Here is a 21972-nt window from a genome sequence, read left to right as displayed (position 1 = left end):
AGCCCCACTTAAGGTCACCAGATGGACATGCAATCCCGAATTCGCCGGCTGTTCCAGGCCAGCATCGACACCAAGCAACAGGCAATGGACATCCTGGCACCGCACATCGAACAGGCCAGCCTGGTCATGGTCAATGCGCTGCTCAACGAGGGCAAGATGCTCGCCTGCGGCAATGGCGGCTCGGCCGGTGACGCTCAGCACTTTTCGTCGGAGCTGCTCAACCGCTTCGAGCGCGAGCGCCCGAGCCTGCCAGCCATTGCCCTGACCACCGACAGCTCGACGATCACCTCGATCGCCAACGACTATAGCTACAACGAAGTCTTCTCCAAGCAGATCCGCGCCCTGGGCCAACCCGGCGACGTGCTGCTGGCGATTTCCACCAGCGGCAATTCCGCGAACGTGATTCAGGCCATCCAGGCCGCACATGATCGCGAAATGATTGTCGTAGCAATGACCGGGCGTGATGGTGGCGGCATGGCGTCGCTGCTGCTGCCCGAAGACGTGGAAATTCGTGTTCCATCCACGGTTACCGCGCGTATCCAGGAAGTCCACCTGCTGGCGATCCACTGCCTGTGCGATCTGATCGACAGCCAACTGTTCGGGAGTGAAGAATGATCCCCAAGCGCCTCGGCCTGATGGCCCTGACCCTGTGCCTGAGCATTACCGGTTGCAGCTCGGTACTGACCTCTACCCGTAATTCGCCGATCGAAGACGATCGCGGCACGCGCACCATCGGCAGCAAGATCGATGATTCGCTGATCGAAACCAAAGCCGCGGTGAACATCGCCAAGGCCAACCCGGACCTGGACACCGGTTCGCACATTGTCGTCAGCAGCTACAACGGCGTGGTGCTGCTTGCCGGGCAAACCCCGCGTGCCGACCTCAAGAGCCTGGCCGAGCAGACGGCTGGCCAGGTACAACGGGTAAAAAAGGTGCACAACGAGCTGCAGGTGATGCAGCCATCGTCGATCCTGGCGCGCAACAACGACGCCTGGCTTACCACCAAGATCAAGACCCAGATGCTGACCGACAATGCCGTACCCAGCTCGCGCATCAAGGTGATTACCGAGAACGGTATCGTCTACTTGCTCGGCCTGGTGACTCAGCAGGAGGCCAATTCGGCTACTGCTGTGGTACAGGGGGTTTCGGGCGTGCAGAAGATTGTGAAGCTGTTTGAGTACATTGACTGATTTTTTCCTGTGCTGGCCTCATCGCGGCGGTCCGACGCGATGAGGCCAGCACAAGCACTGCAACGCTCCGCCTTTTCAGATACCAGGAAACACCGCATGAAAAAGCTCCTGCCCGCCCTGCTGCTCGGCACCTTCGCCACCCTGGCCGGCTGCTCGACTCCGAGCGTAATCACCCTCAACGACGGCCGCGAGTTCCAGACCGTCGACGCCCCCAAATTCGACCAGGACTCCGGCTTCTACGAGTTCCAGCAACTCGACGGCAAGCAAACCCGCATCAACCGTGACCAGATTCGCAGCATCAGCGACCTGTAATCCACGGCAAATAAAAAGGCGATCCAACTGGATCGCCTTTTTTGTTACTTGACCACTTTCAGGCTTGGCCGGCCGGTTGGGCGCGGCGGCTCTGGCTTGTCATCATCGTCCGGTTCGACGCCCTGCTCTTCCAGCTCGTCATCAGCCTCCATCAATGGCGGCTCCAACTCAAAGACCATGCCCTGCCCGTTTTCTCGCGCATAGATGCCGAGGATGGCGCCCGCCGGCACGTACAGCGAATGGGACACACCACCAAAGCGCCCTTCGAAGCTCACCGCTTCATTGTCCATGTGCAGGCTACGCACGGCGCTGGGGGAAATATTCAAAACGATCTGGCCGTCACTGGCGAAGCCCTGCGGCACTTGCACCGCCGGGTACTCGGCATTGACCAGCATATGGGGCGTGCAATCGTTGTCGACGATCCACTCGTACAGTGCTCGAACCAGATAGGGGCGACTGGAGTTCATCAACGGCTCCTTAAAGCTTGCGCATTTCACGTTCAACGGACGACAGGCTTGCCTGGAAAGCCTCGCGGGCAAACTGTCGCTCCATGTAATCCAGCAGCGGCTTGGCTTGCCGCGGCAGTTCGATACCCATTACCGGCAAACGCCAGAGGATGGGCAGTAGACAGCAATCGACCAGGCTTTGCTCCTCACTCATGAAGCAAGCGAACTCACCAAACAATGGCGACACACCGGTCAGGCTCTCGCGCAACGCCTTGCGCGCCTCGGCGCGGGCGGCGTCCTTGCTGCGCGAATCCAGAATGGTATCAGCCAGAGCACACCAATCGCGCTGAATGCGATGCATCAGCAAACGGCTGTTGCCGCGCGCGACCGGATACACCGGCATCAATGGCGGATGCGGGTAGCGCTCCTCCAGGTACTCCATCACCACGGTCGACTCGTACAACGCCAGGTCGCGGTCAACCAGAGTAGGCACGCTGCCATAAGGGTTTACCTCGACCAGCTTGGGCGGCAAACGGCCGGGGTCAACGTCAATGACCTGCACGCTGATACCTTTCTCGGCCAGCACCAGGCGCACCCGGTGAGAGTAGTGATCAGCGGGGTCGGAATAGCAGGCTAACCTGTTGGTTGCGCCCATACAGCGCCTCCTCGCACGGGATGCTTGTAAAACTTCAAATGAAAACGCGCCCGGGGAGGCCTGGCAATGCTGCCAGCCTCCCCGGGCGCGTTCAACTTCCAGAAACTACTGCGTGATCAGTGCACGTCCTTCCAGTATTCGCGCTTGAGCAAGTAGGCGAACACGAAGAAGAAAGCCAGGTACAGCAACACATAGGTACCAATGCGCTGGCTTTCCAGTTTGACCGGGTTGGCCGAATAGGCCAGGAAGGTCACCAGGTTCTTGACCTTCTCGTCGAACTGCTCAGCTGTCAGGGTACCGGAATTCGGCGTAATGGTCAGCTGGTCGCACGCTTCATGGGTCAACGGGCTGCCCGTCAGTGGGTCGAATTGTTTCTTGCCATCGACCACGGTCTGCACCTGCTTGCACCCGATCACCTGATTGCCCTGCAGCCCGACCAGCACATTGGGCATGCCCACGTTCGGGAACACCTTGTTGTTCACACCATACGGCCGCGACGGGTCTTCGTAAAAGCTGTGCAGGTAGCTGTAGATCCAGTCGGTGCCGCGCACACGGGCGACCAAGGTCAGGTCCGGCGGCGCAGCACCGAACCAGGTCTTGGCATCGCTGGGCTTCATGCCGATGTTCATGTGATCGCCGATCTTGGCGCCCGTGAACACCAGCTTCTCGAGCATCAGCTCGTGGGGGATACCCAGGTCGTCGGCAACCCGCTCATAGCGCTGGAACTTGGCACTGTGGCAACCCATGCAGTAGTTGGCGAACGTACGCGCACCATCCTGCATGGCCGCCTTGTCGGTCAGGTCGATGTCGACCTTGTCCAGCTCAACACCCGTCTCGGCAGCAAAGGAAAAGGCAGGCATCACTGCCAGCAAAAATACCGCAATCAACTTTTTCATCAGCCAGTCACCCTTTCCGGAACCGGTTTGGTCTTCTCGATCCTTGTGTAGAACGGCATCAGCAGGAAGTAGGCGAAATACAGCACCGTACACACCTGCGACAGCAAGGTTCGCCCGGGCGTCGGCGCCAGCACGCCAAGGATGCCGAGGATGACGAAGGCCACACAGAACACCAGCAGGAAGACCTTGCTGATCCAGCCCTTGTAGCGCATGGAGCGCACCGGGCTGCGGTCGAGCCAGGGCAGCACGAACAGCACTGCAATGGCCGCACCCATGGCGATTACACCCATGAGTTTGTCTGGTACCGCACGCAAGATCGCGTAGAACGGCGTGAAGTACCACACTGGCGCAATGTGCTCAGGAGTCTTGAAGGCGTTTGCCTGCTCGAAGTTGGGTTTTTCCAGGAAGTAGCCGCCCATTTCAGGGAAGAAGAACACCACGGCGCAGAACACGAACAGGAACACCACTACCCCGACAATGTCTTTAACCGTGTAGTAAGGGTGGAACGGAATACCGTCGAGCGGAATGCCGTTTTCGTCCTTTTTCTTCTTGATGTCGACGCCATCAGGGTTGTTCGAACCCACTTCGTGCAGGGCCAGGATGTGCAGTACCACCAGGCCGAGAATCACGATTGGCAAGGCCACCACGTGCAAGGCGAAGAAGCGGTTCAGGGTAATGCCCGAGATCAGGTAATCACCGCGAATCCACTGGGTGAGGTCATCACCGATTACCGGGATGGCGCCGAACAGTGAAATGATCACCTGGGCGCCCCAGTACGACATTTGCCCCCATGGCAGCAGGTAGCCCATAAAGGCCTCAGCCATCAGCGCCAGATAGATCAGCATGCCGAACAGCCATACCAGTTCACGCGGCTTCTGGTAGGAGCCGTAGAGCAGGCCGCGGAACATGTGCAGGTAAACCACGATGAAGAACGCAGAGGCACCGGTGGAGTGCAGGTAGCGCAGAATCCAGCCGTACTCCACGTCACGCATGATGTACTCGACCGAGGCAAAGGCCTCTTCCGCCGAGGGCGTGAAACTCATGGTCAGCCACACACCGGTGACAATCTGGTTGACCAGCACCAGCAGCGCCAGGGAACCAAAGAAATACAGGAAGTTGAAGTTCTTGGGCGCGTAATACTTGCTCAGGTGGTCTTCCCACATCTTGGTCGCAGGGAAACGCGCGTCGATCCAGTCCATGAACTTGCTCATCATGCTTTCTCCTGGTCGACGCCGATGACCACGATGTCATCCGACTCGTAAGAGTGCGGCGGCACTGGCAGGTTGAGAGGCGCCGGTTGGGACTTGTACACGCGGCCAGCCAAGTCGTAATGGGAGCCGTGGCACGGGCAGAAATAGCCACCAACCCATTTCGGGCCGAGGTCGGCCGGGGCCACTTCCGGACGGAAGGTTGGCGAGCACCCCAGGTGAGTGCACAGGCCTACAAGAATGAGGATTTCCGGCTTGATCGAGCGCACCTGAGGGTCAACGTACTCAGGCTGCACCGATGCCTTGGACTCTGGATCGGAAAGGTCGCCCGTGATTTTCTTGAGATTGCCGAGGATCTCTTCCGTTCGCCGCACGATGAATACCGGCTGGCCACGCCATTCGGCAACCATCTGCTGCCCGGGCTCGACCTTGGCGATATTGACCTTCACCGGTGCACCGGCCGCCTTCGCCTTGGCACTGGGAAACCATGACCCCACGAACGGTACCGCAGCCCCCACTGCCCCCGCCGCCCCGACCACGGATGTCGCGGCTACGAGGAAGCGGCGCCGGCCTGCGTTGACGCCGTCATTGCTCATTCAGTCCTCTCCCATCAGCTTTTGCTTGGCCTGTTGAACCAGGCCTGTACTTAGGTAATGTCTGTGGCGCTAAAAATTGGCCGCCATGGTAAGAAACAAATCCACACAATGACAAGGTGATTACCCCGGCTATGGGCTACAACCCTCGCTTTGCTTGATCTGCGTCTATGCGGCAAGACGTCACGGACATGCTGACAGGTTAGTTCAAGACATAAAAAAAGCCCGGTTCCAAGGAACCGGGCTTTTCTCGACTGCCGAAGCGGTATTAACGCTTGGAGTACTGAGGACGCTTACGCGCTTTACGCAGACCCACTTTCTTACGCTCAACTTCACGAGCGTCGCGGGTGACGTAGCCAGCACGACGCAGAGCGCCACGCAGGGTTTCGTCGTATTCCATCAGAGCGCGGGTGATACCGTGACGGATCGCACCGGCTTGACCGCTGACACCACCACCGGAAACGGTGACATAGATGTCGAACTTCTCAACGGTTTCGGTCAGCTCGAGCGGCTGACGAACAACCATGCGAGCGGTTTCGCGACCGAAGAACACGTCCAGAGAACGGTTGTTGATGGAGATGTTACCAGTACCCGGACGCAGGAATACGCGAGCGGTTGCGGTCTTGCGACGGCCAGTGCCGTAATTTTGAGTCGCCGACATTTTGAACTATCCCCGTTAGATCTTCAGTTCTTGAGGCTGCTGAGCAGTGTGTGGGTGAGCAGCACCCGCGTACACTTTCAGCTTGCGGTACATGTCGCGACCCAGCGGGTTCTTAGGCAGCATGCCCTTGACCGCAGTTTCGATAACACGCTCAGGGGCTTTGGCGATCAGCTTCTCGAAGCTGATTTCCTTGATGCCACCTGGGAAACCGGAGTGGGAGTAGTACATTTTGTCGGAAGACTTGGCACCAGTCACACGAACCTGCTCGGCGTTGATAACGACGATGTAGTCGCCGGTGTCAACGTGAGGGGTGTATTCTGGTTTGTGCTTGCCGCGCAGACGCAGAGCGATTTCGGTAGCCAGACGACCCAGGGTCTGACCAGCGGCGTCGACTACGAACCAGTCGCGCTTTACTGTTTCCGGTTTAGCAGTAAAAGTTTTCATTCTCTAAAGCCTCAGAGGCCGCCCAGCGAAAAATAGACGGCGAATCTTACTGGATAGTGCACAACTTGCCAAGGGCAAGCGCGCAGCCGCACACGGACGCAAATTGGGGGCTCGGGTCTGCGCGTCCAATGTTCGACAAGGTTCCTCTTGCGTGGTGGTGCATCACTTCCGCCACACAGAGAGGTGCAGGATTATCCAGATTGCACGAAAAATTTCAACCTGCTTTGATGGAGCTCTTTGCCAAGGAGTGTCCTCCCGATGGAATACCGCAAGCTCGGCCGTACCGACCTCAACGTCAGCGCCCTGTGCCTGGGCACCATGACCTGGGGTGAGCAAAACACCCAGGCAGAGGCCTTCGAGCAGATCGCACTGGCCAAGGGCTGTGGCGTCAACTTTATCGATACCGCCGAAATGTACCCGGTACCCCCCCGCCCCGAGACCTATGCCGCCACCGAGCGCGTCATTGGCAACTGGTTCAAGGCAAACGGCGACCGCGACGACTGGGTACTCGCCAGCAAGGTTGCCGGCCCTGGCAACGGCATCAGCCACATTCGCGACGGGCAGCTGAAACACAACCGCCAGCACATCGTCGCGGCACTGGATGAAAGCCTCAAGCGCCTGCAAACCGACCGCATCGACCTGTACCAGCTGCACTGGCCGGAGCGCAGCACCAATTTCTTCGGCAAGCTGGGCTATCAGCACCTGGCCAATGACCTGTTCACCCCGCTGGAAGAAACCCTCGAAGTGCTGGATGAGCAGGTGCGTGCCGGTAAGATCCGCCATGTGGGCCTGTCCAACGAAACGCCGTGGGGCACCATGAAGTTCCTGCAACTGGCCGAAAGCCGTGGCTGGCCGCGTGCGGTGTCGATCCAGAACCCGTACAACCTGCTCAACCGCAGCTTCGAGGTGGGCCTTGCGGAAGTCGCCATTCGTGAACAGTGCGGGCTGCTGGCTTACTCACCGCTGGCCTTCGGCATGCTTTCGGGCAAATACGAGAACGGCGCCAGGCCAGAGAAGGGGCGTTTGACGCTGTTCAGCCGCTTTGCCCGGTATTCCAACCCGCAAACCGTGGCGGCCTGCAGCCGTTATGTGGCACTGGCACGCGAGCACGGGCTGGACCCGGCGCAGATGGCGCTGGCGTTTGTGACGCGGCAGCCGTTTGTCACCAGCAACATCATTGGTGCCACCGACCTGAAGCAACTGCAGAGCAACCTGAACAGCCTGGAACTGAACCTTAGCGACGAGTTGCTGGCGGCGATCGAGGGGATTCATCAGGACCAGCCGAACCCGGCACCATGATCTGAATGTTGAATGTGCCTTTTCGCGGGTAAATCGCAGCGGCGAACCGCCGCCCCCACAGGGCTCTGCACTGACCCGGTGGGAGCGGGTTTACCCGCGAAGAATCCAGCACAAATCTGCGGGGTAGACACAATCGCCAAAAAATAAGACGATCCAGCCGGTGATTGACCACTCTACCCTATAAGAACAATGACAATGATGTTTACCCAACCCTCCGCGTCGTTGCGGCGCGTCAGCATCCTGGCCATTGACAAGGTGTTCGCTTCGACCTTGATGCAGGCCAAGGACTTCTTCCACCTCGCCAGCTTGCGTTACAGCAAGCAGCTGGGCCTGGGCCTCAAGCCCATGTTCGAGATCCGCCTGGTAAGCCCGGACGGGCAGCCCGTGGACAGTTTCAGCAACGTGCAGCTTCCGGTCGACGGCGGCCTGGACGATGCCGACGTGATCATCCTCCCGGCCTTCTGGGAAGACTTCGATGTGCTGGTACAGCGTTATCCACAGGTGCTGCCATGGCTGCGCGCACAACATGCCCGCGGGGCCGTGCTGTGCGCCGAAGCCAGTGGGGTGTTCTGGCTGGCCGAATCGGGCCTGCTCGACGGCAAGGAAGCGACCACCTACTGGCGCTTCTTCGACAACTTTGCCGAACGCTTCCCGAAAATCCGCCTGAATCAGGACAAGCACCTCACCGATGCCGACAACCTGTACTGCGCAGGCGGCACCACCTCGGCCTGTGACTTGTACATCTACCTGATCGAACGTTTCTGCGGCGCCAACGTGGCCCGCGCAGTGGCGCGCGACATCCTGTATGAAGTGCAGCGCAACTATACGCCGGGCCGTATGGGCTTTGGTGGGCAGAAGCTGCATCAGGACCTGATCATCCTGCAGATCCAGCACTGGCTGGAAGAGCACTTTGCCGACAAGTTCCGCTTCGAGGATGTGGCCCGCAACCATGGCATGAGCATCCGCAACTTCATGCGCCGCTTTCAGGGGGCGACCGGTGACAAGCCGCTGCATTACCTGCAGCGGCTGCGGATCGAGACGGCCAAGGGGTTACTGTCGAGCACGCGCAAGAGCATCAAGACCATCAGTTACGAGGTGGGGTATGACGATGCCAGCTTCTTTGCGCGGTTGTTCAGGCAGCACACGGAGTTGTCGCCGAACCAGTATCGGCAGCAGTTCATGCAGGAGGCTTGAGGCCGTTGGGGCTGCGTTGCAGCCCTATCGCGACACAAGGCCGCTCCCACAGGGATACGCGATTTCCTGTAGGAGCGGCCTTGCCGGGGCGCCGGACCGGTCGGAATGGGCCGTAAAGCGGCCCCGACAATCTTAAGGCTTGTGCGCCCGCGCCAAGAACTCGTGCGACTGCATCTCCAGCAACCGGCTCAGGGTACGCTGGAACTCGAAGCTCAGACGGCCCCCGGTGTACAAGTCCTTCAACTCCACCTCAGCCGAGATGATCAGCTTGACGTTACGGTCGTAGAACTCGTCCACCATGTTGATGAAACGGCGGGCGATGTCGTCGGTGGTGACGCCCATCTGCTCGACATTGCTCAACAGCACCGCATGGAAGATCTTGCCCAGCTCGATGTAATCGTTCTGGCTGCGCGGCCCGTCACACAGGGCGCGGAAGTCGAACCAGGCGACGTCGTCGCAGGTGCGCAGGGCATGGATCGGGCGGTTTTCGATCATCAGCACATCGTTTTCGACGGCCTGGGTGCATTCCGGTGTCAGCGCCTTGAAGCTGGCACGCATGCTCTGGTGGGCAGCATCGTTGAGCGGGAAGTGGAACAACTCAGCCTGCTCCAGGTGACGCAGGCGGTAGTCAACGCCGCTGTCAACGTTCACCACGTCGGTGTACTGCTTGATCATGGCGATGGCCGGCAGGAAGCGCGCACGCTGCAGGCCGTCCTTGTACAGGCCGTCCGGCACGATGTTGGAAGTTGCCACCAGCGAAACGCCATTCTTGAACAGCTCCTCCATCAAGGTGCCAAGGATCATGGCATCGGTGATGTCGGATACGAAAAATTCGTCGAAGCAGATCACCTTGGCTTCTTCGCTGAAGCGCTTGGCAATGATGGTCAGCGGGTTCTTCTCGCCCTTGAGGGTTTTCATTTCCTCGTGAACGCGCTTCATGAAGCGGTGGAAGTGCGTACGCATTTTCTGCTTGAACGGCAGTGCCTCATAGAACGTGTCGACCAGATAGGTCTTGCCGCGCCCTACTCCACCCCAGAAGTACAGGCCTTTGACTGGCGTCTGCTCCTTCTTGCCGAACAGCTTGCCGAACACGCCCGGCTTGTTGTTCTGCGCCGCGACCAGGTCGTCGTACAGGCGCTGCAGGTGACGCACCGCAGTCTCCTGCGCCGCATCATGGAAGAAGTCGGGACGTTTCAGATCTGCTTGGTATCGTTCTAGGGGCGTCATGATTTCGTTAGCGAGGCAACAAAAAACGGGCCGTCACTGTAGCGACCGGCCCGCTTAATGGCAATGATACATACGGCCATTATCCAGCCATACACAGTTCCCTGTAGGAGCGGCTTCAGCCGCGAACACGGGCAACGCCCGTGCCATCCCCCACGGAACCAACGAGAAAACCTCAGTCCTGCTGAGGCGCCAGCGCCTCCCGCAAGCTGGCGATGGCCGCATCCCGCGCCTCAGTACTGTCAAACTGCGGCCCGTCGGCAACCTGCTCGCCATCCAGCCACAGACTGAAGCCCAGGCCCCCGACACGCACATCAGCCTCACCGCCCTGCTGCAACTGCTTGCTCACGGCACCAGCGCTCTTGCCATCGGCGAAGCTGCGCGACAGCAGCAGTTGCTCACCATCAGCGGCCAAAAGGCGGAAGCGGAAGCTGCCGTCCTCGTCACGGAAGCTGACAAAGCGCGCGCTCTTGGCCGCTTTCTTCTTCACTTCGGTGGCGGCCTGCACGCTGGTGCGGAACGAACGCAGGCCAACGGCCTCGCGCAGTTGCTCAAGGAACGGCGTGGCAGTCTTGCGGGCCTTGGCGGCACCAGCCAACAGGATGTCTTCCAGGTCAGACGGGCGCGAAATCAGCTGGTTGTAATGCTCGCGCTTCTCTGCCAACTGGCCGTCAAGCAGCTGGAACAGGCGCTGCTTGGCCTCGCCCCAGCCCAGGCCCTGCAGCAGCTCTTCGCGGAATTCCGCGCACTGGGCCGGCGTGGAAAACGCCTGGAACAGCGTGAACAGGTGCGAGTTGTCCGGGTCTTTGGCTTCGCCTGGCGCGCGCGAGTCGGTGACGATGCGCGAAATGGCGTCTTTCATGTCCTTCGCGCTGGTGAACAGCGGGATGGTGTTGTCGTAGCTTTTGGACATCTTGCGACCGTCCAGGCCTGGCAGGGTCGCAACGCTCTCTTCAATCACCGCTTCCGGCAAGGCGAAGAAGTCCTTGCCCTGGCCGAACAGGTGGTTGAAGCGCTGGCCGATGTCGCGGGCCATTTCCACGTGCTGGATCTGGTCACGGCCGACCGGCACCTTGTTGGCGTTGAACATCAGGATGTCCGCCGCCATCAGCACCGGGTAGCTGAACAGGCCCATGGTCACACCGGCGTCCGGGTCTTCGCCGTTTTCTACGTTCTTGTCCACCGAGGCCTTGTAGGCGTGGGCACGGTTGAGCAGGCCCTTGGCGGCGACGCAGGTCAGCAGCCAGGTCAGCTCGGGGATTTCCGGGATGTCGGACTGGCGATAGAAGGTCACCTTGTCCGGGTCGAGGCCACCGGCCAGCCAGGTGGCTGCGATTTCCAGACGCGAGCGCTGGATGCGCAGCGGGTCATCGCATTTGATCAGGGCGTGGTAGTCGGCCAGGAAGTAGAACGAGTCGGCACCGGGCTGCTGGCTGGCGACGATGGCCGGGCGAATGGCGCCGGCGTAGTTGCCCAGGTGCGGGGTGCCGGTGGTGGTGATACCAGTGAGAATGCGCGTGGTCATGGGTGTTCGCTTATTCAGGCTTGGCTCAATTCGAAAGGCGCGGCAGCAGCAGATCCTTCAGATCGGTCAGCTTGCCATGGAAGAAGTGTCCGCATTCTGCCACTTTCAGCAGCTCATGGGGGCGCGACAGGTTGTGGGACCAATCGTATACGAGCTGTGGGACGACGACTTCGTCGGCATCTGGCTGCACCAAGGTGATCGGGCAACGCTGCGGCAGCGGGTATTCGGCGGTCAGGCGCATCACCGCCGGGGCAATCATGAACAGGTGTTGCAGCGCCACATCGGCGGCTTCCAGTCGCCCGGCCAGGCTGGTGGCAACAAAACCGCCGAACGAGAAGCCCATCAGCACCAGCGGCAATTGCGGGTGCTTTTCGCGCAGCCAGGCAGCAGCGGCTTCGGCATCGGCCACCTCGCCAGCGCCCATGTCGTGGCTGCCGGCGCTCTGGCCGACACCGCGATAGTTGAAGCGCAGGGTGACGTAACCGGCGTCACGGGCCGTACGCTGCAGGGTCGAAACCACCTTGTTGAGCATGGTACCGCCCTGAACCGGGTTGGGGTGGCAGATCAGCACCGCACCGCGCGCATCGGCAACGTCCAGGTAGAGAGCTTCCAACTGGCCGACAGGGCCATCGATGAACAAGGGGGTTTCGCGGACAAGCAAGGCACTACTCCGTGACCTCGAAGGGGGTCGATTCGTCTAGGTGAGGAATTCTGTTCTGATTTGCGATCGCTCGCGGTATACAGCGCAGGTCTGAGCCGTTAACGTAAAGCAAAGCCGTTTATAGAGGAAGGACTCGTGGAACTCTCGCTCCTTGTTTGGTTGTTGCCAACCCTGGCCCTGGTGATTGGCGTTGCGGTCGGTTTCATCGTGGCCCGCCTGCTGCCCAACGCAGCCCCTAGCAGCACGCAGCGCCAGCTGGATGACATCCAGAAGCGCTTCGACAGCTACCAGAACGAAGTGGTCACCCACTTCAACAGCACTGCCGTGCTGGTCAAGAAACTGACCCAGAGCTACCAGGACGTGCAGGACCACCTGGCCGAAGGCGCCAACAGCCTGGCCCTGGATGACGTTACCCGTCAGCGCCTGCTGGCTGCCCTGCACTCCGAAACGGCCCAAGGCCCGCGCGACCGCCTGACCCCGCCGCGCGACACCGGTGAAGTGCCGCGTGACTATGCGCCGAAGACACCGAACTCGCCGGGCATGCTGGACGAGAGCTACGGGCTCAAGCGTTGATCTGTTGGATGTGAACAAGGCCTCGTAAGAGGCCTTTTTCTTGGGCACGTCCGCCCCGGCGCGAAGCCATACCGCGCCCTTCGAACCTCTCCATTACGTCCATCACATATCACAATATTTCCGGCATCAGTAATACGTAGGTAATTGTTTTCCAATACGACCTATCCAGAGTTCCGTACTCTGCGCAGACCCTAGTCGATCTCGAGAGGGATCATAGAGGAAACCTGAATTACTCACGGCAAACTGTAATGGCTCACGCCCTAGGTTACGGAAGGTGGAGCTATAGGGTTGCGTATGGCATGACCTCTTCTTATATAACAAATTACGACCACTCAATCAGCGACCTTTGTTCATAACTCAGGAATGCGCCACTTAACTAAACCAGAACAAGATCCATGCTTGCCAGGTAAAATTTCCTACCGTAAAAAATGCAACTTCCTACATATCTTTACCGTAATTCCATTTCAAATATCCATCATAATAAGCCGACCGTCAGATAACACCGAACCACTGAACTAAAAGAAACACGCCACACACATATTTTTGGAGGCAGAATGAAAAAAACACTATTGGCCATTGGGCTTTTACTGTCTGGATGCAATCTAGAAATGCCCTTGCTATTCCCTAATAAGCTGGACCTACGGTTCAAATGCGATATGGACCCCTACAAGCAAGGCTGCGAGAGACAGATGGACTATCAAGAACACTTTCGCCAAATAAAGAAGCCAATACCGAAAACCTACAACCCATGAAAGCAAGCGATCACAAAATAAACATCCAGGACCACAAGCCTGCATGTGCCCCTTACAATCAAGGCTACAGAACAATTAGCGACACGCCATTAAAACAGTGAAAAACCAAGTTGGGCTCCCAAAGGGTGCGCGCAGGCAACCTACGCGCAAGCCTCGAGGGCCTGCTGAACATCCGCCAAAAGATCCTCCACATCCTCCAAACCAACCGACAACCTCACCAATCCCTCAGATATCCCATGATGCGCCCGCTCCTTCGGCGTATAACTCGAATGCGTCATGCTCGCCGGATGCTGCGCCAACGACTCCGCATCCCCCAGGCTCACCGCCCTGGCAAACAGTTGCAGCGCATTCATGAAACGCCGCCCCGCCTCAATTCCCCCCTTCAGCTCAAAGGCGATCATCCCGCCCGGTAAGCGCATTTGCCGCTGCGCCAATTCGTACTGAGCAAACGAGGGCAAGCCCGGATACTGGATCAGCTCAACCTGCGGCTGGCACGCCAGAAATTCAGCCACGGCCTGCGCATTGGTGCAGTGACGCTCCATGCGCAAGGCCAAAGTCTTGATCCCGCGCATCAGCAGCGAGGCGTCTTGGGGCGATAGCACCGCACCGGTCATGTCCTTCAGCCCCTCCAGCCGAATCCGGTCGATCAGCGCCTTGCGCCCAATCACCAGCCCCGCCGTGAGGTCACCATGGCCGCTGAGGTACTTGGTGGCCGAATGCACCACCAGATCGGCACCCAACTCCAGCGGGCGCTGCAGGTACGGCGTGCAATAGGTGTTGTCGACCACGATGTGCAGGTCATGCCCAAGCGCCGCCTCGGCCACCGCAGCGATGTCGACCAGTTGCATATTAGGGTTGGCTGGTGTTTCGAAGTAGATCATTCGCGTTTTGCGTGTGATCGCAGCCTTGAGTGCGGTGATGTCATTGAGGTCCACATGGCGGATTTTCACCCCGAACTCGCCTATGCCGTGATGCAAGTAAGCGAAGGTGCAGCCATACAGCGTGCGCCCGACGATCAGTTCATCACCGGGCCGCAGCAGGGTCCACAGGGTTGAAGTGATGGCCCCCATGCCCGATGCCAGAGCCAGTGCAGACTCGCCGCCCTCCAGCGACGCCATGCGCTGCTCCAGCAAGGCCAGGGTCGGGTTGGATATGCGGCTGTAAAAGTGCCCGCCCGCCTCGCCAGCAAAACACGCGGCGCCGTATTCGACGTCCGGGAAGGCATAGGTGGCGGTCTGGTAAACCGGCGGCACAAGGGCACCACCGTGGGAAAGCGGGTCGTAGCCATGGTGAATGGCCCGGGTGGAAAAACCGGTGTTGTTATGGGAGTCGCGCATGGCAACAGCCTCTAGTGGTTTGTTATAAGCTTATGCCACCGAACTGCCTGACCCTTTCCAAAATTGCCCATGGTTCAGGGGCAGTTTTGGAACAAAAACAACAAAAAGCTTATTCGGAGGGCAAAACATGCCTGCCAGCCTCGACCGCACCGACCGCGCCCTGCTCGCTGCCCTGCAGGACAACGCCCGCCTCACCGTTTCCGAGCTTGCCGACCAGGTCGCGCTCACCACTTCGCCTTGCTGGCGGCGCGTAAAGCTGCTGGAAGACAACGGCTACATCACCGGTTACCAGGCCATTCTGTCGCCCAAATCTCTGGGGTTCGGGGTGACGGCGTTTGTCAGCATCATGATGGATTCGCATACCAAGGATATGGCCTTGGCATTTGAGCAGCGCCTGATGGAGATTCCCGAAATCGTCGCTTGCCACAACATCTCCGGGCGGTACGACTTTCTGTTGGAGATTTTGGCGCGGGACCTGGAGTCGTTTGGCGAGTTCACCCGGGAGGTGCTGCAGCGATTGCCGGGAGTGAAGGAGATTTATTCGAGCTTTTCCTACAAGGCGGTAAAGGAAAGACGGGTTATCCCTGTTGCGGAAAAACACATCTGAAGTCGGCATTTCCGAGCGGTAGGAAGGATCCTACCGATTGCGTCCCCCAGGTCTGACATACGGAACAAGTTCCGCAGAGCACCCTTTGCCATGTAGCGATCAGGAGATGACTACATGGCTCAGAATGAAACGGTTTATCTGGAAAAGAGTTACGTACACCCAACCCTTTACCTCACTGAAGGGCTTTGGATCAGCGCTACCGCGCCTGACCGGGTACCGCTGACACCCTTGCCGGGTGGTGGTGGCCCTGGTTATGGCGGCTGGGGGCTGGATGCCGGGCGACCACGCGGCACGGGCGGCCCCAGCCGATTTGTCCACGACAAAGGTTGGCGCACGGTTTTCGGCGAGGAGATGCGGGCAGTCGATGGCATTTACGCTGAAGAGCACGCTGCAACCTTGCAACAGCTGCCCGAGCAGATCGAGGCAGAGCGGGGCAACCTGAGGCAGCAGGCCAATACTGGAGCTGGCACGCCTTCGCAGGCTGTCGAACTGCATCAGCAGCTGGTCACGGCAAACCTGCAACAGAAGCGCGCGGAATATTTGCAGACCGTCCCCGTGGCTACCGGGTTCTATGGTGCCGTCCCTTTCTACAAGCGCTACGACTCCTTTGCGAGCCGCTTGCATGACGACGGTGCGTTTGAGCAAACCAGATCAGGTGAGGAATGGGGACGGCGCATTTGGGAAACTTACAATGCGTCGGTGGATGCGGCCTACCGACTGCATGTAGCGGCGCAGAAGTACCAGGCACTGGCCAACGACCTCCCCGAACTGGCACGGCAGGCGGATCAGGCAGAGCTTGAACAACCGGGCGCCGACCTGCCAAGGGCAATCGAACGCAGGGTGAAGCAAATCCAGTTGGAGCAGCAGATCTGCTTCGATTGCCTGCCCAGCTTCATACAGCATCAGGTGGTGCAGTTCGCCACGGTTCAGGAGACTGACACCCTCCCCCAGCGCCTGACAGCCTACGCAAATGCGGCCAACGCCCTGATTGGCGCAAAGCAAGCTGAAGTGCCTGCCTTCAGTGAGGCCAATCCGAGCATTGTCGGCCCACTTTCCAAACCGCAAGTCGAAGCTCTGCAGCATCTTGTGGACGATCAAGCCGCAGGCCGCGCTGGCCGCCTGTGGGCGGATTACCACCGAGCGCTTGCCCTGACGGAATCGATCCGCTACCTGCAAACGTTCAGCTCAGCCATGGGCAACTTGACACACCGAGCCGCTGAGGTAGAGCAACTCCACGTGAGGTATGTGGCTGAGCAAGCGGCGGCCCTGGAAGCCGCCAGGCAGCAAGCGGAAGCCGAACGCTTGGCTGCTGAGGCTGAGCGACAGCGGCTTGAGGCCGAGCGCCGGAACATCAGCTACATCCACGATGCCCGTGTCGCTTCTTCATTGCCAGCCATCACTCCGATTGGCCCGGCGACTTTTGCGATCACCGAAGTCGCCTCAACTGCGCTGCTTGAAGCGATCAGAGCAGCAGTGGCCAGAATGGCCACGGCGACGCTTGCCTCTGCACCTCAGTTCCTCGTGACAGTGTTGGCTGCGGCTTGGCCGTCATCACTCGGCAACGCAGAGCGCCGTTACCTCATCAGCACGCCCCTTTCCAGCCTTTCACCACCCGGTGGCCCTGACTTGGCTGCACTGGCCATAGCGTCGGCCAGTGTCGATGTGCCGTACCTGCTCGCTGGCAGTGACGACGAAAACGAGTTGGAGTTGTACGTAGTACCCGGCGGCAAGCCGGTAGGAGTACGCGCGGCGACGTTCGATACCGAGCGGCAGGTTTACACGCTGGCGCTGGATAACCCCCAGCGAATACTCACCTGGACACCAACGAGCGCACCTGGGGGGTGAAGAAGGTAGCTCAACACACCTGCCGGCCGTACCGCCGGGAACGGTCGTGTACGAAGGCAGCAGCCTTACACCCTTCGATAGCGAATTAGAAAGCTATCCCGCGCTGGACTTGCTCGATCAGGAAAGGTTGATCATTACCTTTCCGCTGGATTCGGGGTTGCCGCCTATTCTGGTGGTGTTCAAGAGTCCTAGATATGAGCCTGGAGTCGCCACCGGTTCAGGCTCGGAAATTGAGGGTATCTGGCTTGGGGAAATCAGCCGAAATACTGGTGCATTAGTACCAATACAAATTGCAAACACAATGAGAGGAAAGAGCTTCAGTAGCTTCGACACTTTCAGATCTGCATTTTGGAACGCCGTAGCAAACACACCCGAGCTTGCCAAGCAATTCAATAAAATCAACTTGAACCTGATGAGCAAAGGGTATGCACCAAGAGCACGAGACAACGACCATCACAAATCACTCACAACGTTCATACTACATCATCAAACCCCTATCTCCGAGGGAGGTGCAGTTTATGATATTGACAACATCAGAATCGTCACCCCACAGGCTCATAACAATATCCATTACGGGGCTCCAAAATGATCAATAAAACCATGCTTTCTGAGTTTACTGAGGCTGAGTTTATTCAATTCATCGCCTCCATCATCGACCCCGAGGATGGAGTTACCGAAGCCGATCTAGACGCCAGAATATTTCAATTCAAAAAAATCAGCGAGCACCCGAGCGGGTCCGATCTTATTTTTTGGCCTGAAGACGATGGACTGGATGAGCCAGAAGAGATAGTTAAAATCATAAAGCAGTGGCGAGTAGAAAACGGAAAGACTGGGTTTAAGACTAAATAATATAGGTGCCCTGTTTTGACGGGGCACTTACCTCTCACCATGAAAATCCCTACGAACAAGACGAAAATGGCTACCCATCTACCCAACCACATCCTGAAAAAACTAGCCGGCCAAACCTTCGAAAATTTCGACCATTTCTCCCAGTCCTTCTGGATGGCAATCGCCGAAGACCCGGTCTACTCCCAACAATTCACCACCTCACAAATCAACCGCATCAAACAAGGCTGGCCACCCCGCGCCCCTTTTGATGGCACGGCCAAAGGTCTACGCTCCTATGAAATCTGCCACCTGACCCCACCAGCGTTCGGCGGCCTGACGTACGAAGGCGACAACCTTCGGGTAATGAGCGCCCTGCAATACGCGCTGAGTTCGGAGGTTGGAGAATGGTGATCAGCCAGAAACACACCTTGTGCGACTACACCTACCGGGAATTCAAGTCGATTGTGGAAGAGCTGATCCAGGCGGCCGGTACCCGTGAATGGCAGGACCGCCTGCTGGAGCATTTCTTTGAATTGGTCGAGCACCCGGCCGGTTCGGACCTGATCTACTACCCGGACAGCGAAGCACAGGGCTGCGCTGCGCAAGTGATGGCACGTATCATGGCATGGCGAAAGTCAAAAGGACTTCCATCGTTCAAGGACGTGAAATGAAGTACTCGGTAATGCTGTTGATGTTGCTTCTGTCCGGTTGCGGGGGGCGGATGCTGCTCTTGCCAAACCAGCAAGAGCTTCGTTTTAGCTGCGATATGGATCCTTACAAGCAAGGCTGTGAACGAAGAAGAGACTACGATCAACACTACAACTTGCAGGAAAAGACCAAGCGTTGAAAGCTTTTATGCCGCAATTGAAAGCAACTGCGCAATTCGTGTAGGAGCGGCTTCAGCCGCGAACACCGGCGAAGCCGGTGCCATCTACCGCGTCGCTTGTCTCGCGGATAAATCCGCTCCTACAGGGATTAAGCCCGGCGCTTCAGACTTCGTCCGGGTCGTTCAGGTAGGCGGCATTGCGCTCCACGATGCTCATGCTTAGCTCAAGAGGGCTGGCACCCTCGGTGCAGATGTAGGTATACGGAATACCCCTGAACGTGCGCAGCATCAGCGGTGTGCGCCGCCCCGCAACAGACAGCCTGAAATTCGTCTGATCCTGAAGCGTTTCGTAATCAAGCAGACTGTTGTTCTCGTCAAGTAACTCAAACACGGTGGAGTACTTGCCATCATGCGGTGTCTTCAACGCACACACACAGTTCTCTGCATGAACGTAAAGCCCAAGGCCATACCGCACCTTTGAACGGACAAACAGCCGGTAGCCTTTTTCCACAGAGCGAAAGTACAGGGTCAATGGCTCGGCATCGCTCACGTTGTCGCCGTATCCCAAATAATGCGATTCATCCCGGCGATCACTGCCTGCCGGCTTTGGCTTCTCGGGGGCTGCATGCTTGGCGAAGCGTCTGGCCCATATGCCCCGGCCAAATTTGGCCAAGACCACGTCCGCAAGACTGGGGGTATTCACGGCAGCTGCGGGCTTCCCGTCGAGCAAGGCGGGCGTGCCAAGCACCTGATCAAGAAAGTTGAAGCAGCCCTCCGGCGCCACGACCGTGGCAATGAACGAGCGTTGTCGGTGAGTCAGCATGATGGCTTCCTTTGTCGGATTATCATGGCCATCCTCCGACAGCTTCCAACTGACCATCAGGCGGAAGGCCTGACCGGACAATAAAAAACCGAGGCCAGCAACTGGCCTCGGTTTTTCTATCACCTGTGCTGAAGCGGGGGCTTCAGCCGGTGGCAAGCTTGATCAGATCGCACCACGCTGACGCAGCACATCCAGCACCTGCTTGACGCCTTCTTCAACACTGGTGCTCTGAGTATCAATCACCAGGTCAGCATCCAGCGGCACATCGAACGGGAAGCTTTCACCCGGGATGTTGTCGCCACCGGCAGCGTACAGGCCCTGCGGGTCACGCTCACGGCAGGCCAGCGGCGAAGCCTGAACGTAAACGGTCACCAGGCGGTCCTTGCCGATCAGCGCCTTGGCCTGCTCGCGGCCTTCGGCATCCGGGGCAACGAACGCGGCCAGGGTCAGCAGGCCAGCTTCGTTGAACTGGCGCGCCACGTGGGCGGCACGGCGCCAGTTTTCGGTACGGCCGGCGCGGTCCTGCGGCAAGCCCTTGTTCAGGTCGTGGCGCAGGTTCTGGCCATCAAGCACGTACACCGCACGGCCCATGTCGAACAGCTTGCGCTCGACGGCGTAGGCCAGGGTGCTCTTGCCCGCGCCGGACAGGCCGCTGAACAGCACGGTGGCCGGCTGCTGGCCGAAACGCAGGGCGCGTTCTTCAGTGGCCACGTGGGCCTGCTTGCCATGCTGGCCGGTGCTGCCGTGCGGCAGAACAGGCGGGGCGATGATCATGCCGGCGCCAACGGTGCCGTTGGTCAGGCGGTCGATGACGATGAACGCACCGGTGGTGCGGTTGCTGTCGTAACCGTCCAGGGCAATCGAGGCGTCCAGTGCTACCTTGACGCGGCCGATCTCGTTCAGTTGCAGGGCACTGGCAGCGCCATGCTCCAGGGTGTTCACATCAACCTTGTGGGCGATGCTGGCAATCGAGCCCGGCACGTAGCTGGTGGCGCGCTTGATGTCGTACTTTTTACCCGGCAGCATCGGCTCTTCGGCCATCCACACCAACATGGCGTCGAACTGGTCGGTCACCGGCGGTACGTTGTCGGCATGCACCAGCAAGTCGCCACGGGAGATATCGATCTCGTCTTCCATGGTCAGGGTTACGGCCTGGCCTGGGCCGGCGTTCTCCAGTTCACCTTCAAAGGTGACGATGGATTTGACACGGCTGCTCTTGCCCGAGGGCAGTACGACAATTTCGTCACCCTTATGCACCACGCCACCGGCGATGGTGCCGGCAAAGCCGCGGAAGTTCAGGTTCGGACGGTTGACGTACTGCACCGGGAAGCGCAGGTCGGTGACGTTGCGGTCAGCCGACACTTCGACGGTTTCGAGGATTTCCATCAGCGCAGGGCCGGTGTACCACGGCGAACGCTCGCTGCGGTTGACCACGTTGTCGCCCTTGAGCGCCGACATCGGCACGAAGTGCAGGCTGGACGGCTTCAGGTTGATGGCTTCGGCAAACTTCAGGTAGTCGGCCTTGATCGACTCGAATACCTGCTCGTCAAAGCCTTTGAGGTCCATCTTGTTGACCGCGACCACGATGTGCTTGATGCCCAGCAACGAGGCAATGTAGCTGTGGCGGCGGGTCTGGGTCTGCACGCCATAGCGGGCATCGACCAGGATGATGGCCAGGTCACAGGTGGACGCACCGGTGGCCATGTTGCGGGTGTACTGCTCGTGGCCCGGGGTGTCGGCGATGATGAACTTGCGCTTGGCCGTGGAGAAGTAGCGGTAGGCCACATCAATGGTGATGCCCTGCTCGCGCTCGGCCTGCAGGCCGTCGACCAGCAGTGCCAGGTCAACTTCTTCGCCGGTGGTGCCGGACTTCTTCGAATCTCGGGTGATGGCCTCGAGGTGGTCCTCGTAGATCATCTTGGAGTCGTGCAGCAGGCGCCCGATCAGGGTGCTCTTGCCGTCATCCACGTTACCGCAGGTGAGGAAACGCAGCAGTTCTTTACGCTCGTGCTGAGCCAGATAAGCGAGGATGTCTTCGCTGATCAAATCGGATTGGTGCGACATGGAGTAACC

26 protein-coding genes are annotated in these 21972 nt (G+C 58.9%); 13 read left to right on the top strand and 13 right to left on the bottom strand.

Features of this window, described 5'->3' with window-relative positions:
* The first annotated feature begins 21 nt into the window (after positions 1-21).
* The 3 genes from PVV54_RS04440 (at position 22) to PVV54_RS04430 (ending at position 1502) form a co-directional block, all read left to right on the top strand.
* On the top strand, positions 22-615 hold the full coding sequence (locus PVV54_RS04440; protein ID WP_119143469.1) for a phosphoheptose isomerase: 594 nt from the start codon (positions 22-24) through the stop codon (positions 613-615).
* Entirely contained in the window at positions 612-1190 is a 579-nt protein-coding gene (locus PVV54_RS04435; RefSeq protein ID WP_274908781.1) for a BON domain-containing protein, read from the top strand. The genes PVV54_RS04440 and PVV54_RS04435 overlap by 4 nt, the downstream gene beginning before the upstream one ends.
* 96 nt (positions 1191-1286) lie before the next feature.
* On the top strand, positions 1287-1502 hold the full coding sequence (locus PVV54_RS04430; RefSeq protein ID WP_274908780.1) for a YgdI/YgdR family lipoprotein: 216 nt from the start codon (positions 1287-1289) through the stop codon (positions 1500-1502).
* Between the two features lie 44 nt (positions 1503-1546).
* Here PVV54_RS04430 and PVV54_RS04425 read toward each other — a convergent pair whose 3' ends face one another.
* From PVV54_RS04425 to rplM, 7 genes are all read right to left on the bottom strand, one after another.
* The gene (locus PVV54_RS04425) at positions 1547-1969 is read right to left on the bottom strand and encodes a ClpXP protease specificity-enhancing factor (protein WP_274908779.1); all 423 of its coding nucleotides are present in this window, start codon (positions 1967-1969) and stop codon (positions 1547-1549) included.
* 10 nt (positions 1970-1979) lie between these two features.
* Positions 1980-2603 carry a glutathione S-transferase N-terminal domain-containing protein gene (locus tag PVV54_RS04420; RefSeq protein WP_274908778.1) on the bottom strand — a complete coding sequence of 208 codons (624 nt, stop codon included), beginning with the start codon at positions 2601-2603 and terminating at the stop codon, positions 1980-1982.
* Between the two features lie 116 nt (positions 2604-2719).
* Positions 2720-3499, bottom strand: a complete 780-nt coding sequence (locus PVV54_RS04415) for a cytochrome c1 (RefSeq protein WP_274908777.1) — start codon at positions 3497-3499, stop codon at positions 2720-2722.
* Positions 3499-4710: a cytochrome b gene (locus tag PVV54_RS04410; RefSeq protein WP_274910385.1), complete on the bottom strand. Its 1212-nt coding sequence runs from the start codon at positions 4708-4710 to the stop codon at positions 3499-3501. The genes PVV54_RS04415 and PVV54_RS04410 overlap by 1 nt, the downstream gene beginning before the upstream one ends.
* Positions 4710-5303: a ubiquinol-cytochrome c reductase iron-sulfur subunit gene (petA, locus tag PVV54_RS04405; RefSeq protein ID WP_274908776.1), complete on the bottom strand. Its 594-nt coding sequence runs from the start codon at positions 5301-5303 to the stop codon at positions 4710-4712. The genes PVV54_RS04410 and petA overlap by 1 nt, the downstream gene beginning before the upstream one ends.
* A gap of 265 nt (positions 5304-5568) precedes the next feature.
* Entirely contained in the window at positions 5569-5961 is a 393-nt protein-coding gene (gene rpsI / locus PVV54_RS04400) for a 30S ribosomal protein S9 (RefSeq protein ID WP_003260797.1), read from the bottom strand.
* Positions 5962-5976: 15 nt separating this feature from the next.
* Positions 5977-6405, bottom strand: coding sequence for a 50S ribosomal protein L13 (rplM, locus tag PVV54_RS04395; protein WP_274908775.1), 429 nt, complete (start codon positions 6403-6405; stop codon positions 5977-5979).
* 258 nt (positions 6406-6663) lie between these two features.
* On the opposite strand from rplM, the gene PVV54_RS04390 reads away from it, so the two are divergent.
* On the top strand, positions 6664-7704 hold the full coding sequence (locus PVV54_RS04390) for an NADP(H)-dependent aldo-keto reductase (RefSeq protein WP_274908774.1): 1041 nt from the start codon (positions 6664-6666) through the stop codon (positions 7702-7704).
* 273 nt (positions 7705-7977) lie between these two features.
* On the top strand, positions 7978-8898 hold the full coding sequence (locus PVV54_RS04385; RefSeq protein WP_274910384.1) for a GlxA family transcriptional regulator: 921 nt from the start codon (positions 7978-7980) through the stop codon (positions 8896-8898).
* A gap of 132 nt (positions 8899-9030) precedes the next feature.
* Here the strand turns inward: PVV54_RS04385 and zapE are convergent, their stop codons facing one another.
* The 3 genes from zapE to PVV54_RS04370 form a co-directional block, all read right to left on the bottom strand.
* Positions 9031-10125 (bottom strand): cell division protein ZapE, encoded by a 1095-nt coding sequence (gene zapE / locus PVV54_RS04380; protein WP_274908773.1) that lies wholly within the window; start codon positions 10123-10125, stop codon positions 9031-9033.
* A gap of 172 nt (positions 10126-10297) precedes the next feature.
* Positions 10298-11647, bottom strand: a complete 1350-nt coding sequence (locus PVV54_RS04375; RefSeq protein WP_274908772.1) for a tryptophan--tRNA ligase — start codon at positions 11645-11647, stop codon at positions 10298-10300.
* A gap of 25 nt (positions 11648-11672) precedes the next feature.
* Positions 11673-12308, bottom strand: coding sequence for an alpha/beta hydrolase (locus PVV54_RS04370; protein ID WP_274908771.1), 636 nt, complete (start codon positions 12306-12308; stop codon positions 11673-11675).
* 135 nt (positions 12309-12443) lie between these two features.
* Here PVV54_RS04370 and PVV54_RS04365 point away from each other — a divergent pair, with 135 nt between their 5' ends.
* A complete protein-coding gene (locus PVV54_RS04365; protein WP_274908770.1) occupies positions 12444-12881 on the top strand; it encodes a YhcB family protein in 438 nt (145 codons plus the stop codon).
* Positions 12882-13773: 892 nt separating this feature from the next.
* On the opposite strand, the gene PVV54_RS04360 is transcribed toward PVV54_RS04365, so the two are convergent.
* Positions 13774-14970: a methionine gamma-lyase gene (locus tag PVV54_RS04360; RefSeq protein ID WP_274908769.1), complete on the bottom strand. Its 1197-nt coding sequence runs from the start codon at positions 14968-14970 to the stop codon at positions 13774-13776.
* A 127-nt stretch (positions 14971-15097) separates the two neighbouring features.
* Here PVV54_RS04360 and PVV54_RS04355 point away from each other — a divergent pair, with 127 nt between their 5' ends.
* The 7 genes from PVV54_RS04355 (at position 15098) to PVV54_RS04325 (ending at position 19097) form a co-directional block, all read left to right on the top strand.
* Positions 15098-15577, top strand: coding sequence for an Lrp/AsnC family transcriptional regulator (locus PVV54_RS04355; RefSeq protein WP_274908768.1), 480 nt, complete (start codon positions 15098-15100; stop codon positions 15575-15577).
* A gap of 114 nt (positions 15578-15691) precedes the next feature.
* Positions 15692-17422, top strand: coding sequence for an S-type pyocin domain-containing protein (locus tag PVV54_RS04350; RefSeq protein WP_274908767.1), 1731 nt, complete (start codon positions 15692-15694; stop codon positions 17420-17422).
* A gap of 46 nt (positions 17423-17468) precedes the next feature.
* Positions 17469-18011 (top strand): S-type pyocin domain-containing protein, encoded by a 543-nt coding sequence (locus PVV54_RS04345; RefSeq protein WP_274908766.1) that lies wholly within the window; start codon positions 17469-17471, stop codon positions 18009-18011.
* Positions 18008-18271, top strand: a complete 264-nt coding sequence (locus tag PVV54_RS04340; RefSeq protein WP_274908765.1) for a bacteriocin immunity protein — start codon at positions 18008-18010, stop codon at positions 18269-18271. The genes PVV54_RS04345 and PVV54_RS04340 overlap by 4 nt, the downstream gene beginning before the upstream one ends.
* A gap of 66 nt (positions 18272-18337) precedes the next feature.
* Entirely contained in the window at positions 18338-18661 is a 324-nt protein-coding gene (locus tag PVV54_RS04335; RefSeq protein ID WP_274908764.1) for an S-type pyocin, read from the top strand.
* Entirely contained in the window at positions 18655-18921 is a 267-nt protein-coding gene (locus PVV54_RS04330; RefSeq protein ID WP_274908763.1) for a bacteriocin immunity protein, read from the top strand. The genes PVV54_RS04335 and PVV54_RS04330 overlap by 7 nt, the downstream gene beginning before the upstream one ends.
* The gene (locus PVV54_RS04325) at positions 18918-19097 is read left to right on the top strand and encodes a hypothetical protein (RefSeq protein WP_274908762.1); all 180 of its coding nucleotides are present in this window, start codon (positions 18918-18920) and stop codon (positions 19095-19097) included. The genes PVV54_RS04330 and PVV54_RS04325 overlap by 4 nt, the downstream gene beginning before the upstream one ends.
* 142 nt (positions 19098-19239) lie before the next feature.
* On the opposite strand, the gene PVV54_RS04320 is transcribed toward PVV54_RS04325, so the two are convergent.
* Both PVV54_RS04320 and cysN read right to left on the bottom strand, forming a co-directional pair.
* Entirely contained in the window at positions 19240-20055 is an 816-nt protein-coding gene (locus PVV54_RS04320) for a hypothetical protein (RefSeq protein WP_274908761.1), read from the bottom strand.
* Positions 20056-20061: 6 nt separating this feature from the next.
* Entirely contained in the window at positions 20062-21963 is a 1902-nt protein-coding gene (gene cysN / locus PVV54_RS04315) for a sulfate adenylyltransferase subunit CysN (protein WP_274908760.1), read from the bottom strand.
* Positions 21964-21972 lie beyond the last annotated feature (9 nt).

The sequence above is a fragment of the Pseudomonas sp. PSKL.D1 genome, from assembly GCF_028898945.1.
Taxonomy (GTDB): Bacteria; Pseudomonadota; Gammaproteobacteria; order Pseudomonadales; family Pseudomonadaceae; genus Aquipseudomonas.
The sequence above is the reverse complement of the archived record's forward strand: the minus strand, read 5'-3'. Positions and strand labels throughout refer to the sequence as shown.